Origin of the sequence: Roseovarius tolerans, from assembly GCF_028885395.1 — a bacterium.
Lineage (GTDB): Bacteria > Pseudomonadota > Alphaproteobacteria > Rhodobacterales > Rhodobacteraceae > Roseovarius > Roseovarius tolerans.
In genome coordinates, this window is record NZ_CP118494.1 from 665,240 (window position 1) to 678,335 (window position 13,096).

Annotated in this window: 13 protein-coding genes; 7 read left to right on the forward strand and 6 right to left on the reverse strand. The window is 64.6% G+C overall.

What is annotated here, in order from left to right; genetic code table 11:
- Nucleotides 1-6: 6 nt before the first annotated feature.
- Both PVU19_RS03180 and PVU19_RS03185 read left to right on the forward strand, forming a co-directional pair.
- Nucleotides 7-588, forward strand: a complete 582-nt coding sequence (locus PVU19_RS03180) for a DUF1285 domain-containing protein (protein WP_050662349.1) — start codon at nt 7-9, stop codon at nt 586-588.
- A 117-nt stretch (nt 589-705) separates the two neighbouring features.
- Entirely contained in the window at nt 706-2,325 is a 1,620-nt protein-coding gene (locus tag PVU19_RS03185; RefSeq protein ID WP_050662348.1) for a DUF4139 domain-containing protein, read from the forward strand.
- Nucleotides 2,326-2,408: 83 nt separating this feature from the next.
- Here the strand turns inward: PVU19_RS03185 and PVU19_RS03190 are convergent, their stop codons facing one another.
- The gene (locus PVU19_RS03190; RefSeq protein ID WP_235575763.1) at nt 2,409-2,888 is read right to left on the reverse strand and encodes an invasion associated locus B family protein; all 480 of its coding nucleotides are present in this window, start codon (nt 2,886-2,888) and stop codon (nt 2,409-2,411) included.
- Nucleotides 2,889-3,125: 237 nt separating this feature from the next.
- Here PVU19_RS03190 and PVU19_RS03195 point away from each other — a divergent pair, with 237 nt between their 5' ends.
- Together PVU19_RS03195 and PVU19_RS03200 are read left to right on the forward strand one after the other, a co-directional pair.
- Nucleotides 3,126-4,121, forward strand: a complete 996-nt coding sequence (locus PVU19_RS03195) for an asparaginase (protein ID WP_050662347.1) — start codon at nt 3,126-3,128, stop codon at nt 4,119-4,121.
- 268 nt (nt 4,122-4,389) lie between these two features.
- Nucleotides 4,390-4,641, forward strand: a complete 252-nt coding sequence (locus tag PVU19_RS03200) for an EF-hand domain-containing protein (RefSeq protein WP_050662390.1) — start codon at nt 4,390-4,392, stop codon at nt 4,639-4,641.
- A gap of 53 nt (nt 4,642-4,694) precedes the next feature.
- Here the strand turns inward: PVU19_RS03200 and PVU19_RS03205 are convergent, their stop codons facing one another.
- The gene (locus tag PVU19_RS03205) at nt 4,695-5,702 is read right to left on the reverse strand and encodes a Hint domain-containing protein (protein ID WP_152911624.1); all 1,008 of its coding nucleotides are present in this window, start codon (nt 5,700-5,702) and stop codon (nt 4,695-4,697) included.
- Nucleotides 5,703-5,790: 88 nt separating this feature from the next.
- Nucleotides 5,791-6,669, reverse strand: coding sequence for a phosphoserine phosphatase SerB (serB, locus tag PVU19_RS03210; RefSeq protein ID WP_050662345.1), 879 nt, complete (start codon nt 6,667-6,669; stop codon nt 5,791-5,793).
- A gap of 159 nt (nt 6,670-6,828) precedes the next feature.
- On the opposite strand from serB, the gene PVU19_RS03215 reads away from it, so the two are divergent.
- From PVU19_RS03215 to aroA, 3 genes are all read left to right on the forward strand, one after another.
- On the forward strand, nt 6,829-7,983 hold the full coding sequence (locus PVU19_RS03215) for a phosphoserine transaminase (RefSeq protein WP_050662344.1): 1,155 nt from the start codon (nt 6,829-6,831) through the stop codon (nt 7,981-7,983).
- Between the two features lie 86 nt (nt 7,984-8,069).
- On the forward strand, nt 8,070-9,665 hold the full coding sequence (gene serA, locus PVU19_RS03220) for a phosphoglycerate dehydrogenase (protein WP_050662343.1): 1,596 nt from the start codon (nt 8,070-8,072) through the stop codon (nt 9,663-9,665).
- 82 nt (nt 9,666-9,747) lie between these two features.
- Nucleotides 9,748-11,094 carry a 3-phosphoshikimate 1-carboxyvinyltransferase gene (gene aroA, locus PVU19_RS03225; RefSeq protein ID WP_050662389.1) on the forward strand — a complete coding sequence of 449 codons (1,347 nt, stop codon included), beginning with the start codon at nt 9,748-9,750 and terminating at the stop codon, nt 11,092-11,094.
- 283 nt (nt 11,095-11,377) lie between these two features.
- Here aroA and PVU19_RS03230 read toward each other — a convergent pair whose 3' ends face one another.
- From PVU19_RS03230 to dapA, 3 genes are all read right to left on the reverse strand, one after another.
- Complete coding sequence (locus PVU19_RS03230) at nt 11,378-11,515, reverse strand: hypothetical protein (protein WP_160316357.1); 138 nt, start codon at nt 11,513-11,515, stop codon at nt 11,378-11,380.
- An 83-nt stretch (nt 11,516-11,598) separates the two neighbouring features.
- On the reverse strand, nt 11,599-12,021 hold the full coding sequence (gene mscL, locus PVU19_RS03235; RefSeq protein ID WP_050662342.1) for a large conductance mechanosensitive channel protein MscL: 423 nt from the start codon (nt 12,019-12,021) through the stop codon (nt 11,599-11,601).
- Nucleotides 12,022-12,178: 157 nt separating this feature from the next.
- Nucleotides 12,179-13,054: a 4-hydroxy-tetrahydrodipicolinate synthase gene (gene dapA, locus PVU19_RS03240; RefSeq protein ID WP_050662341.1), complete on the reverse strand. Its 876-nt coding sequence runs from the start codon at nt 13,052-13,054 to the stop codon at nt 12,179-12,181.
- Nucleotides 13,055-13,096 lie beyond the last annotated feature (42 nt).

Consider the following 13,096-nt stretch of genomic DNA (forward strand, 5'->3'; position numbering starts at 1 on the left):
AAAGCAATGAGCACAGAATCCGTCACAACACCGTCAGCCGAGGGCATCGCCGCCTCTGCCCGCGCGGTCGCGAAAGAGGGCCGGGGATTGCCGCCGGTGCAGGACTGGAACCCACCGTTTTGCGGCGATCTGGACATGCGCATCGCCCGTGACGGCACATGGTTCTACCAGGGCACGCCGATCACGCGGCCTGCATTGGTGCGGCTCTTTTCGACGATCCTGCGCCGCGACGGGGATGATTATTTTCTGGTCACCCCTGTGGAAAAGGTCGGGATCACCGTCGATGATGCGCCGTTTGTCGCCGTCGATGTCGAGGCCGAGGGGGCAGGGCAGGATCAGAATCTGCGATTCGAGACCAATGTGGGCGATCACGTCACCGCCGGACCGGACCATCCGATTCGGGTAGAGCGTGACCCCGAGACCGGAGAGCCCGCGCCGTATGTGCTTGTGCGGGCGAATCTCGAGGCGCTCATCGACCGCAAGAGCTTTTACCGCCTCGTCGAGATTGGGGATCGGCAAGACGGCTGGTTCGGCCTGTGGTCGGGCGGCGCGTTCTTCCGCATCATCCCCGAGGACGAATTACCCTGACCGCCCGGCTTTGCTGATCGGTCGCATGGCGTGAATCCGCGCATCGCGGTGGTGCGCGCTTGCGCTTCGAGGCCTGTGGTCGGAAGTATCCGTCAGGTTTTTCAGGAGTCTTGCCCCATGCGTGCCCTATGTCTTCCGCTGTTGCTCGTGGCCTCCCCGGCCCTTGCCGATGATATCGCGCTGTCCAGCCGGGTCAGTGCGGTGACCCTATATCTGCAAGGTGCGACCGTGATCCGCGAGGTGCCTTTTGCTGCACCGGCCGGAACGCATGATCTCATCCTTGCCGATCTGCCGCGCGGCACGCCGCTCGGGTCGGTGCGGGTCAGCATCGACGGCGCGCGCATGGGCGGGGTGACGACACGCCGCGATTACGTGCCGCCCCGCGATATGGCCGAAAGCGCCGAACTCCTCGCGGCCCGCGCCGAGGTGGAGCGGCTGGAAGAGGCGATGCGCACCGCTCGCGCGCGGATCGACGATATCCGGCTTGAGGCCGAGGCAGCGCGCGCCCGGCTCGCATTTCTCGACCGGATCGGTCAGGGCGACGGTGCGGCGGCGCTGGAGATCGACCGGCTGCGCGCGCTATCGCAGATGATCGGCACCGAGACCCTCGCCGCGCGGCAGACCGCGCTCGAGGCCACCCGCCGCGCCGACGCCGCCGAGCGCGCGCTCACCGATCAGCAAGAGGCGCTGGAGGCGGCGCGCAAGGCGCTCAAGGCGCTGGTCCCGGAGGAGGAGGCGCGCGCAATGCTCGCCGTTGCGGTATCAGCCGACACCGCCACCGAGGGGCGCATGGTCGTGACCTACACCATCGCCGATGCAGGCTGGCAGCCGCTTTACGATCTGCATCTCGCGCGCGCCAGCGGTGCGCTGCGGATCGAGCGTGGGGCCCTTGTGCGTCAATCGACCGGCGAGAACTGGCAGGACGTGGCGTTGACCCTTTCGACCGCGCGCCCGTCCGAGCAGACGCAGCCCGGGCAGATCTGGCCCTGGGTGCCGCGCATCGTCGACCCCGAAGAAATCCGGCCCCTCGCGCGTCAGAAAGGCGCCGATGCGCTCATGTCGATGGCCGCGCCCGCGGCGGAGATGGAGCGTGCCGTGGTCGCCGACGCCGATTTCGACGGGCTTTCGGTGACCTACAGCTATCCGGGTCCGGTCGATGTGACCACGGGCGCCGATCACGTGCGGCTGATGCTGGGTTCGCTGGAGGCGCAGGCCGAGATTGTCGCGCAGGCCGTACCGATGTTGGATCAGACCGCCTATCTGATGGCGGAGTTCACCAACGAGACAGACGAAATCCTGCTACCGACATCCCAAGCGCGGTTCTATCTCGATGGGCGTTACGTGGGGCAGCGCGGCCTTGGCCTGATCGCCGCCGGGGACGAGGCAGACCTGTCCTTCGGCCCCATCGACGGGCTGCGCCTGAGCCGCACCCTGCGCGACCGCAACGAGGGCGACCGGGGGCTGATCCGCAAATCAAACGAGATGACGGAGGCCGTGGCGATCGAGGTCGAGAACCTGACCGGCATGGCCTGGCCGCTGCGCGTGCTCGACCGGGTGCCGGTGTCGGAACAGAACGATCTGGAGATCACCTGGAGCGCGACGCCCAAGCCCACCGAAGAAAATGTCGATGACATGCGCGGCATCCTCGCCTGGGAGTTCGACCTGCCCGCCGGTGAAACGCAGACCATCCGGCTCGACACCGCGATGGAATGGCCCGAGGGCAAGGTGCTGCGCTGAGGCGAGACAAATCAGCCATGAAAAAATGAAAAAGCGGCGGTGCCGATCCGGCCCGCCGCTTGATCTACCCACGATCCGCCGCGTTACTGGCAGCGTTTCTCGGCTTCTTCGACCGCGGCGGTGTAGCCCAGCAGCGAGAAGGTGTCCTTGGTCTGGGTGCCGCGGGCCGAACGCGCGGTCAGCACGGCATCGGCCCCGCGTTTCATCGCCGCCAATATCTTGGCGTCATCCTCGGTGCTGGCGGGCCAGGCCCATTCGCCCTCGGTGAACAGCTCGAACTCGCTGCCGCCGATGTTCATGTTGACGGTCGAGCCGCCCGCGAACGGATAGCCACCGGTAAAGGTGATCTGACCCTGCACACCCGCGCCGGGCCGAAAGAACGTCATCAGCAGGATATCGCCCCGCCGCACGGCAACGACGCGACCGTCACGCGTGTTGACGGTTTCCGTGGGGGCCGATACCGCCCAGCATTCGCGTGGGTCGGTGTCCTCGAACACGCTCCATGCGGTCTTGGCGGCGACCTGATTGGTGCTTGTTTCCTGCGCCAGCGCGCCGGTTGTCATCCACCCGACGAGCGCGAGTGCAATGCCGCCTGCAATTCGTGATACCATGTGTCCAGCCTCCAAGCTGTCCTGAGCCTCAATTCCAAGGGTCGCTTGCATTCCTTCACGGAATTCTTTTGAGATGCGACCAGTCCTGTCTCGACAGTGCAACATTAGCCTGAAACAGGCGAGAAATGAAAGACGGTATTGGCGGATTTTCGCACACGCCGCCATGGTCCGTCGAACCGGAGAAGCTGCATGACCCATCCCATCCCCCTCACCGAAATCTGGCGTGGTCCGCGCCCCGAGAGCGTGCATCTGGGCCATGCCGTGATTTGCGACGCCTCGGGCGGGATCGTCGAGGCCTGGGGCAATCCCGAAGAAGTGGTGCTGCCACGGTCCTCGTCCAAGATGTTGCAGGCGCTGCCGCTGATTACCAGCGGGGCGGCGCATGCCCATGGGCTGACCTCCGAACAGCTGGCGCTGGCCTGCGCCTCGCATGAGGGGGGCGAGATACATACCTCTCGCGTGCGACGCTGGATCGACGGTCTGGATCTGACTGATTACGATTTTCGCTGCGGTGCGCATATGCCGTGGGACAAGGCGGCGCATAAGGCGCTTCTATGCTCGGGTACGGCGCCCTGCCAGCTGCATAACAATTGTTCGGGCAAGCATGCCGGGTTCTTGACTCTCAATCGCCACTTGGGCGGTGGGCCGGATTACGTGGAACCAGACCACCCGGTGCAAAAGGCGGTGTTCGATGCGTTCGAGGAAATCACCGCCGAAACGTCGCCCTATTACGGGATCGACGGCTGTTCGGCACCCAACCCGGCCTGCACCCTGCACGGCATGGCCCGCGCGATGGCGTGGTTCGCGGCTGCGTCCGAGACCGGCGGCATGGTCGAGAACGCCGCCGTGCAGCTCTGGCAGGCGATGGTGGCCCATCCCGAACTGGTGGCGGGCGAGGGGCGCGCCTGCACCGAGTTGATGCGCGCCTGTTCCGAGCCGGTGGCGCTCAAGACCGGGGCCGAGGCGTTCTTCATCGCGATCCTGCCACAGCGCAAGCTGGGCGTCGCCCTCAAGATTGCCGATGGCGGCACGCGCGGCGCGGAATGCGCCATCGCCTCGATCCTCGTGCGGCTTGGCGTGCTCGACCCCGACCACCCGACCGCGCGCAAGTTCCGCAACGCGCCGATCACCAACTGGCGCGGCATCGAGACCGGGATGATCAAACCGGCCGCCGCTCTGGCCTGAGTCGCACCGCTCGGCAATGTTCCACTGATACGCAGGACGCGCCATTCCGGCGGCGTTTCGCTCGAATGGCTGGGTCACGCGGGCAGGTTCCCGCCCGCCCGGTGCGGGCGGCGTTGTCCCGCCTATGCGGCCCCTGCGTTTTGGCTGATTTTCGCAATTTTTTCAGTCATTTGGGGCAGGCCGATGACAGCGGGCCAATGCGGCCTCATGTTAAGGCCACGGTCGCGACAGAACGCGGTCCGAACCCTGAAATGAAAGGATGTCTGAGATGACCAAGACAACGCTTGCCACCGGCTTTGCCCTGACCCTCGCCCTGCCCGGCCTCGCCCTGGCGGCAGATTTCGCGGCGATGGATGCCAACGGCGATGGGTACATCACCATGTCGGAATTCCAGCAGGCCATGCCCGATGCCTCCACGGATGCGTTCATGAAGGCCGATGCCGATGCCGACGGCGCGATCAGCGAAGAGGAACTTGCCGCGGCGCAGGAGGAAGGCACCCTGCCGTCGAGCGAGGGCTGACCCAAGGGCCGGGGCACGCCACCGCGCGTGCCCCGGCACCTTCTCTATGCGGCTCAGGCTACAAGTCTGGTTTCCCACCGGCGCAGACAGCACCGCGCGGCGGCGTCGGCCGGGCTCTCGTCCCCGACCTCGACATCAAACAGTTCCGGAAACAACGCCCTAAGCTCCGCATGCTTCGCCGCGCTCAGCGCGCCAAGCGCCATCTCGCCCAGATGCAGGCTCTCGCTCGGGATACCCTCGGCAAGAACGACTTCATGCTGATCGAACGCCAGATGCACATAGCGCACCCGAGACCGTGGCACTTGCCGGATCGTATCCCCGTTGACCAGGTGCAATGCCGCGACCAGTACCTGCGGCTGGCCGAAATACATTTCCGTGCGCCAGTCGCCGATCAGCATGCGGTGCTGCGGTGACACCACCAGCTTGCGCCAGTTGCCAAGCGCCCCCGCCGCGATCTCGATCGGGGCCATCGGCCCGCGCCCCGGCACCTCTCGCTGACCGCTCCAGCGCACGGGTTGCAGCCCGTGATCGAGGGTGTGCACCAGATCCCCTGCGCGGATCACCTCGACCGGCAGTGGCCCGCGTTCGGTCTCGATCAATGTTCCGGCCGCAAAGCAGGGAAAGGCCGGCGGATCGGGAGAGAATGTGTCGAACGAGAGTTGCTGATCCCTGCGCGGCTCCAGTCCCGGACCGAATTGCACAGTGCCTGCGGTCAGCCCGTTGACATCAAACACGATATTCGCCGGGTTGGTGATGATCTGATGCTCGGCGGAGGACGCGCGCCCCTGAAACTGGTCATGCTGCGGATTAAGGCTTGAAAAAATCGGCGGTTCCGGCGGGTCGGCGTCGGGCCAGGCGTAGATATCGACGAATTGCCCGTTGCTGAACAGGTTATCATCCCCATTCACCTGACGGATCACGATACGGAAAACATCGCTCGACGTCCCAAGCGGTTCGACCCCTTGCAGGGTCACTTTCATGCCGTTGTTATTGCCTGATGTCGAGACGCTGGAAAAGGTGCCTACCTCGTCCCCGGTCACGAATATTTCCACTTCGGCCACGCCGGGCCTCCTTGCAACTCTTCCCCCCAGGATTTGTTGCCGGATTGCTCCTGCGCAAAATGCCTGAAAAGTATCCTGTTATCAATTCCTAAGAGGCAGGGCCATGGAACTCTTCCCGCCCGTAGCCCTGCACATACAAGAGCGCCGTCAGATCGCCGTGATTGATGCGGATATCGCATTCTGCGGCCACCGAGGGCTTGGCATGCAGCGCCACACCCGCACCTGCGCGCGCGAGCATGCCCAGATCATTCGCGCCATCGCCGACGGCGATCACGTCGGCCTCGGAAATGCCCAAACGTGTGCTGATCTCTTCCAGCGCCTGCACCTTGGCGGCGCGCCCGAGGATGGGCCGCGCGACATCGCCCACAAGCTTGCCGCCCTCGGCCAGAAGCGTGTTGGCACGGTGCTCGTCAAAGCCAAGATGCGCCGCAACGACTTGGGTAAAGGCGGTGAACCCGCCCGAGACAAGCGCGCAATAGGCCCCCTGCGCGCGCATCGTCGTCACCAGCGTGGCACCGCCCGGCATGTAGGTGATCCGGTCGCGCAACACCTCGCCGATCACCGCCTCATTTAGGCCCTTGAGCAGCGCCACCCGCTCCAGCAGCGCGCCCTCGAAATCCAGTTCGCCATTCATCGCCCGCGCGGTGATCTCGCGCACATGCGCGCCGACGCCCGCGACCTCGGCCAACTCGTCGATGCATTCCTGCTCGATCATGGTGCTGTCCATATCCGCGAGCAGCATTTTCCTGCGCCGCCCTTCGGCGGGCTGCACCACCAGATCGACGCGCATTTTCTGCAACTCGCCCCAGACCTGCCAGCGGTTTCCGGGAACATGCGGCAGGCTGAATTCCGCCGCCTCGTCCGGGGCAAGCCAAACCGCATCCCCGCCGCCCCAGGCATTGCGCAGGTTGTCGAAAAGCGCGGGCTCAAGCGCCCCGGGGGCGGCGATCAGGGTGGCTGTGAACATGGGGCAGGTTTCCGATCGTAGGCGCGCGGTGTCGCATTTTTTCACTCAGGCGGCGTTCTAGCGTCATTTCTGCACTTGCGAAAGGCCCCGCTTGGCCGTACTCCGACAGGTGGGACACCCCTCCCCAACGAGGGGCGCTTATCTGGAAGGATAGCAGCAATGGCTATTGAACAACCGGCAACGCGGCCGGCAAATCCGCGTTTTTCCTCTGGCCCCTGTGCCAAACCCCCCGTTTTCGAATTGAGCAAGCTGTCGGATGCGCCGCTGGGCCGCAGCCACCGCGCTGCCGTGGGCAAGGCCAAGCTCAAGGCCGCCATCGAGGGCACGCGCGAAATTCTCGGCATACCCGACGACTACCGCATCGGCATCGTGCCCGCCTCGGATACCGGGGCCGTGGAAATGGCGATGTGGAACCTGCTGGGCGAGCGCCGCGTCGAGATGCTGGCCTGGGAAAGCTTTGGCGCAGGCTGGGTCACCGACGCGGTCAAGCAGCTTAAACTCGACGCCGAGGTCAAGACCGCCGACTATGGCGAGATCGTCGATCTGGCGACGGTCGATACCGACAATGACGTGGTGTTCACCTGGAATGGCACCACCTCGGGCGTGCGCGTGCCCAATGGCGACTGGATCAAGGCGGACCGTGCGGGCCTGACGATCTGCGACGCGACCTCTGCCGCCTTCGCGCAGAACCTGCCCTGGGACAAGCTCGACGTGACCACCTTCTCTTGGCAGAAGGTGCTCGGCGGTGAGGCAGCGCATGGCATGATCATCCTTTCCCCCCGCGCGGTGGAACGGCTGGAAAGCTACACGCCGCCCTGGCCGCTGCCCAAGATTTTCCGCCTGACCAAGGGCGGCAAGCTGATCGAGGGCATCTTTGTGGGCGAGACGATCAACACGCCGTCGATGCTCGCGGTCGAGGATTACCTGCTGGCGCTCGACTGGGCGCGCTCGGTGGGCGGCATGAACGGGCTGCGCGAGCGGGCCTATGCCAATCTCGCCGCCGTGCAGGCGTTTGTCGCCGGGCATCCGTGGCTGGCCTTCCTCGCGCATGAACCGGCGATCCGCTCCAATACCTCGGTGTGCCTGAAGTTCACCGATGACCGCATCAGCGACGGTGCGGCGTTCGCCAAGGCCGTCGCCAAACGGCTGGAGGCCGAGGGCGTGGCCTATGATATCGGCGCCTATCGCGACGCGCCTCCCGGTCTGCGCATCTGGTGCGGCGGCACGGTAGAGACCGCGGATGTGGCGGCGCTGATGCCGTGGATCGAATGGGCTTTTGAAGCCGAAATCGCGGCGCTGTCCGAGACAGCGTGACCCCGATTTCTTGAAAAGAAATCGGTCCGAAGTCTTTCAAAGACTTCGGGCCCTCCCCCGAAATGTATCATCAAAGGACCAGAAAAATGGCTCCCAAGGTTCTCGTATCCGACAAACTTTCTGAAACCGCCGTGCAGATCTTTCGCGATCGCGGCATCGACGTGGATTTCCAGCCCGATCTGGGCAAGGACAAGGACAAGCTCGCCGAATTGATCGGCGCGTATGACGGTCTCGCCATCCGCTCGGCCACCAAGGTCACGGAGAAAATCCTCGCCAACGCGACCAATCTCAAGGTGATCGCGAGGGCGGGCATCGGCACCGACAATATCGACAAGGTCGCGGCCAGCAAAAAGGGCGTGATCGTGATGAACACGCCCTTCGGCAACATGATCACCACCGCCGAGCATGCCATCGCGATGATGTTCGCCGTGGCGCGGCAAATCCCCGAGGCGTCGGCCTCCACTCAGGCGGGTAAGTGGGAAAAGTCGCGCTTCATGGGCGTGGAACTGACCGGCAAGACGCTCGGTGTGATCGGCGCGGGCAATATCGGCGGTATCGTCTGCGACCGCGCCCGCGGCCTCAAGATGAAGGTGGTGGCCTATGATCCCTTCCTTGGTCAGGAAAAGGCCGACAAGATGGGCGTGGAAAAGGTCGAACTCGACGACCTCTTGAAGCGCGCCGATTTCATCACCCTGCACGTGCCGCTGACTGATCAGACCCGCAATATCCTCAGCCGCGAGAACCTGGAGAAGACCAAGAAGGGCGTCCGCGTCATCAACTGCGCACGCGGCGGGCTGGTGGACGAGCAGGCGCTGGCGGATCTGTTGAAAGACGGCCATGTGGCGGGCGCCGGCTTTGACGTCTTCGCCGAGGAGCCTGCGGTGGACAACCCCCTTTTCGGTCTGCCCAACGTGGTCTGCACGCCCCATCTGGGCGCGGCCACCACCGAGGCGCAGGAAAACGTCGCCCTGCAGGTGGCTGAGCAGATGTCGGATTATCTGCTCACGGGTGCTGTGACCAACGCGCTCAACATGCCCTCGGTGACAGCCGAAGAGGCCAAGGTCATGGGCCCGTGGATCAAGCTCTCGGATCATCTCGGCAATTTCATCGGCCAGATGACCGACGAGCCGATCAAGGCGATCAACATCCTCTACGACGGGGTGGCCAGCGAAATGAACCTCGGCGCGCTGACCTCTGCCGCCGTGGCGGGAATCATGAAATCGGTGAACCCCGAGGTGAACATGGTCTCCGCCCCCGTCGTGGCCAAGGAACGCGGGGTCAAGATTAGCACGACCAAGCAGGACAAGTCCGGCGCCTTTGAGGGCTATGTCAAGATCACCGTCGTCACCGACAAGCGCGAGCGCTCCATCGGCGGCACCGTGTTCAGCGATGGCAAGCCGCGTTTCATCCAGATCAAGGGCATCAATATCGACGCCGAGATCGGGCAGCACATGCTTTACACGACCAACGAGGACGTGCCGGGGATCATCGGCACATTGGGTCAGACCATGGGCGAGAACGGCGTGAACATCGCCAACTTCACCCTTGGCCGGTCGGATGCCGGGGGTGAGGCGATCGCGCTCTTGTATGTCGACGCGCCGGTTCCCGAAACCGCGATCAAGGCGCTGCACGCGACGGGCAAGTTCCAGCAGATACGCCCGCTGCAATTCGACATGGGCTGAGCCACGCCCAAGAGCGATGGACGAGGTCGCCTGCCTGCGCTATCAGGCAGGCGATTTCGCGTTTTGCAGGAGACCGCCGCCCATGTCCGGCCACGCCACGCCCGTTCCCATGACCTCGCACAGATCCGGGCCTCTGACGGGGCAGGCCAATGTGCCCGGCGACAAGTCGATCTCGCACCGCGCGCTTATCCTCGGGGCGCTCTGTGTGGGCGAGACGGTGATCACCGGGCTGCTGGAGGGCGAGGACGTTCTGGATACGGCCAAGGCGATGCGCGCCTTCGGGGCCGAGGTGACGCGCGACGAGATGGGCACATGGCATGTGCATGGCGTCGGCGTTGGTGGCTTTGCCGAGCCCGAACAGGTGATCGACTGCGGCAATTCCGGCACCGGGGTGCGGCTGATCATGGGGGCGATGGCGACCTCGCCGATTTGCGCGACGTTCACCGGCGATGCGAGCCTCAACAAACGGCCGATGGCGCGGGTGACCGACCCCTTGGCGCTATTCGGAGCGCAGGCGGTGGGGCGCGCGGGCGGCCGTCTGCCGATGACCGTGGTCGGTGCCGCCGATCCGGTGCCGGTGCGCTACGAGGTGCCGGTGCCGTCCGCACAGGTGAAATCCGCTGTATTGCTGGCCGGGCTGAACGCGCCGGGCGAAACGGTGGTGATCGAAAAGGAAGCGACCCGCGATCATACCGAACGCATGCTGACCGGGTTCGGGGCCGAGATCGTCACGGAAGTGACCGAGGAGGGCCGCGTCATCACCCTGACCGGGCAGCCGGACCTTATCCCGCAAACCATCGTGGTGCCGCGTGATCCCTCGTCGGCTGCGTTTCCGGTCTGCGCGGCGGTGATCACCCCCGGCTCTGATGTTCTTGTGCCCAATATCGGGCTGAACCCGACGCGCGCGGGGCTCTTTACCACGCTGCGCGAGATGGGGGCCGATCTGGAGTATGAGAACCTGCGCGAAGAGGGCGGCGAGCCGGTGGCCGACCTGCGCGCGCGGTTTTCGCCCGATCTGAAAGGCGTCGAGGTGCCGCCCGAGCGCGCCGCGAGCATGATCGACGAATATCCCGTCCTGTCGGTGGTGGCGGCGTTTGCCACGGGTCCGACCGTGATGCGCGGGGTCAAGGAATTGCGCGTCAAGGAAAGCGACCGGATCGAGGCGATGGCGGCGGGGCTGCGCGCCGGTGGCGTGACCGTCGAGGACGGGCCGGACTGGTGGATCGTGCATGGCCTGGGGCACGGCAATGTGCCGGGTGGCCAGACCTGCGTCAGCCATCTCGATCACCGTATCGCGATGTCCTTCATGGTGATGGGCATGGCCACACAACGCCCTGTCAGCGTCGATGACGGCAGCCCGATCGCCACGTCCTTTCCGATCTTCGAGCCGTTGATGGCCGGGCTTGGTGCGGATATCCGGCGCGGGTGAGGGCGAAGCCGGGTCGATGACTTGGGGCTGGGTGGTTCTGGCCTTATACTGTCGTTGAGGTGAGCACCAATGCGCGGAATCAAGGTGCCGCAGGCACCGCCGCGCAGCGCCCGACCGCCCCCTCGGGCGGGCGCTTTTGCAACGTCTCAAGCCATTGAAAACGCGGGAGTGCTTGGCGGGCATAAAGTGCGGTCCACCGAGGTTGCTGCGCCCACCCGGCGGTCGGGCACCGCGCGGCTCATCTCTGAAACCGCCAAGGTCCGCTCCAGGCCGCCCCCAACCCTCACCCCGCCTTTTCGACGTTCACCTGATGCGGATAGGGAATCGAAATCCCCCCGGCATCGAAGGCCTCTTTCACCGCCTTGGCGGCGCTTATCACGAGCGGCCCGTAGCTGCCGAGATCAGTCATGAAGTCCTGCATTCTGATCTCCGTTCAACTGCTGTGATGCTGTTGGGCACGAAAAAGGGCCCGCCGGACAGCGGACCCTTCGCCATCTGACTGGCTTATTTCTTCAGGGAATCGCGGATTTCCATCAGGATCTCCAACTCCGTGGGGCCGGGATCGGCTGCCGGGGCCTCCTCGGCGGGCTTGGCCGTGGCGTCTTTGGCGCGGTTCACCGCCTTGACCAGCAGGAACACGACCCACGCGATGATCAGAAAGTTGATCACGGCCATGATGAAACGGCCATAGGCAAAGACTGCGGCACCTGCCTCTTCGGCGGCGGCGATCGAGGCATAGTCACCCGCACCAAGCAGCACGTAGAGGCCGGAAAAATCGATCCCGCCCATGAAAAGGCTGATGATCGGGTTGATGAGGTCGGACACCAGCGATCCGACAATCGCGGTAAACGCCGCGCCGATGATGATGCCAACGGCCATGTCCATGACATTGCCCTTCGCGATGAAATCCTTGAACTCTTGTACCATGATCGTCCCTATCTCACTGATCCCGGCGGGTCTCAGGCCGCGCCACGTTGGCGGTTTACCATGAAATGCCACGAGGCCAGTCTGAAAAAACCGCGCTGCACGGGGAAATTGCGCCGCGTGTTCCCCGGGATCGTGGCGTGAGAGGGCTACCGTGAGTTCAGTTGATCAGCCCGGCGTGCCGCATCCCGTCATCGACAAGTGCCTTGACCGGATCGCTCAACCCGACCAGCGGCGTGCGCACCTCTTCGCTGCACAGCCCCAAGCGTGACATGGCGTATTTCACGCCGACCAGCCCCGGTTCGGTAAAGATCGCGCGATGCAGCGGCATCAGCCGGTCCTGCAATTCGAGCGCGGTGGCATAGTCGCCCGCTAGCGTCGCCTCCTGAACCTGCGCCACCAGTTTCGGCGCGACATTGGCGGTGACCGAAATCACCCCGACGCCGCCCTGCGCGTTGAAGCCGTGCGCGGTGGCGTCCTCACCTGAAATCTGGACAAAATCCTTACCGCAGGTCAGCCGCTGCGCGCAGACCCGTGCCAGATCGCCGGTGGCATCCTTGACGCCGACGATACGCGGCAGCCTGGCCAGTTGCCCCATCGTGTCGGGCATCATGTCCACGGCGGACCGGCCGGGGATGTTGTAGATGACGATCGGCAGGTCGCAGCAATCGTGCAGCGCGGTGAAATGCGCGATCATGCCACCCTGCGTCGGCTTGTTGTAATAGGGCGTCACCACGAGGGCGGCATCGGCCCCCACCTTGTGGGCATGCTGCATGAAGCGGATCGCCTCGAGCGTGTTGTTCGACCCCGCCCCGGCAATCACCGGGATACGGCCCGCGGCGGCGCGCACGACCTCCTCGACGACGGTCTCATGCTCTTTATGGGTCAGGGTCGGGCTTTCGCCGGTGGTGCCCACGGGCACAAGGCCGTGGCTGCCCTCGCCGATATGCCACTCGACGAGTTTCTTGAGCGTGTCCAGATCCAGTTCGCCGTTCTTGAACGGCGTGACCAGGGCAGGAAAAGATCCTTTGAACATGACACGCTCCTCTCGTCGTAATCTGCGGGCGGGGCCCGCGGT

Bases quoted from the DNA above. Each gene is read 5' to 3' on its own strand.
- serB (WP_050662345.1), bottom strand. From the start codon at position 6,669: ATGTTCACAGCCACCCTGATCGCCGCCCCCGGGGCGCTTGAGCCCGCG.
- serA (WP_050662343.1), top strand. From the start codon at position 8,070: ATGGCTCCCAAGGTTCTCGTATCCGACAAACTTTCTGAAACCGCCGTG.
- PVU19_RS03185 (WP_050662348.1), top strand. From the start codon at position 706: ATGCGTGCCCTATGTCTTCCGCTGTTGCTCGTGGCCTCCCCGGCCCTT.
- dapA (WP_050662341.1), bottom strand. From the start codon at position 13,054: ATGTTCAAAGGATCTTTTCCTGCCCTGGTCACGCCGTTCAAGAACGGC.
- PVU19_RS03230 (WP_160316357.1), bottom strand. From the start codon at position 11,515: ATGCAGGACTTCATGACTGATCTCGGCAGCTACGGGCCGCTCGTGATA.
- PVU19_RS03215 (WP_050662344.1), top strand. From the start codon at position 6,829: ATGGCTATTGAACAACCGGCAACGCGGCCGGCAAATCCGCGTTTTTCC.
- mscL (WP_050662342.1), bottom strand. From the start codon at position 12,021: ATGGTACAAGAGTTCAAGGATTTCATCGCGAAGGGCAATGTCATGGAC.
- PVU19_RS03200 (WP_050662390.1), top strand. From the start codon at position 4,390: ATGACCAAGACAACGCTTGCCACCGGCTTTGCCCTGACCCTCGCCCTG.
- PVU19_RS03180 (WP_050662349.1), top strand. From the start codon at position 7: ATGAGCACAGAATCCGTCACAACACCGTCAGCCGAGGGCATCGCCGCC.
- aroA (WP_050662389.1), top strand. From the start codon at position 9,748: ATGTCCGGCCACGCCACGCCCGTTCCCATGACCTCGCACAGATCCGGG.
- PVU19_RS03195 (WP_050662347.1), top strand. From the start codon at position 3,126: ATGACCCATCCCATCCCCCTCACCGAAATCTGGCGTGGTCCGCGCCCC.
- PVU19_RS03190 (WP_235575763.1), bottom strand. From the start codon at position 2,888: ATGACAACCGGCGCGCTGGCGCAGGAAACAAGCACCAATCAGGTCGCC.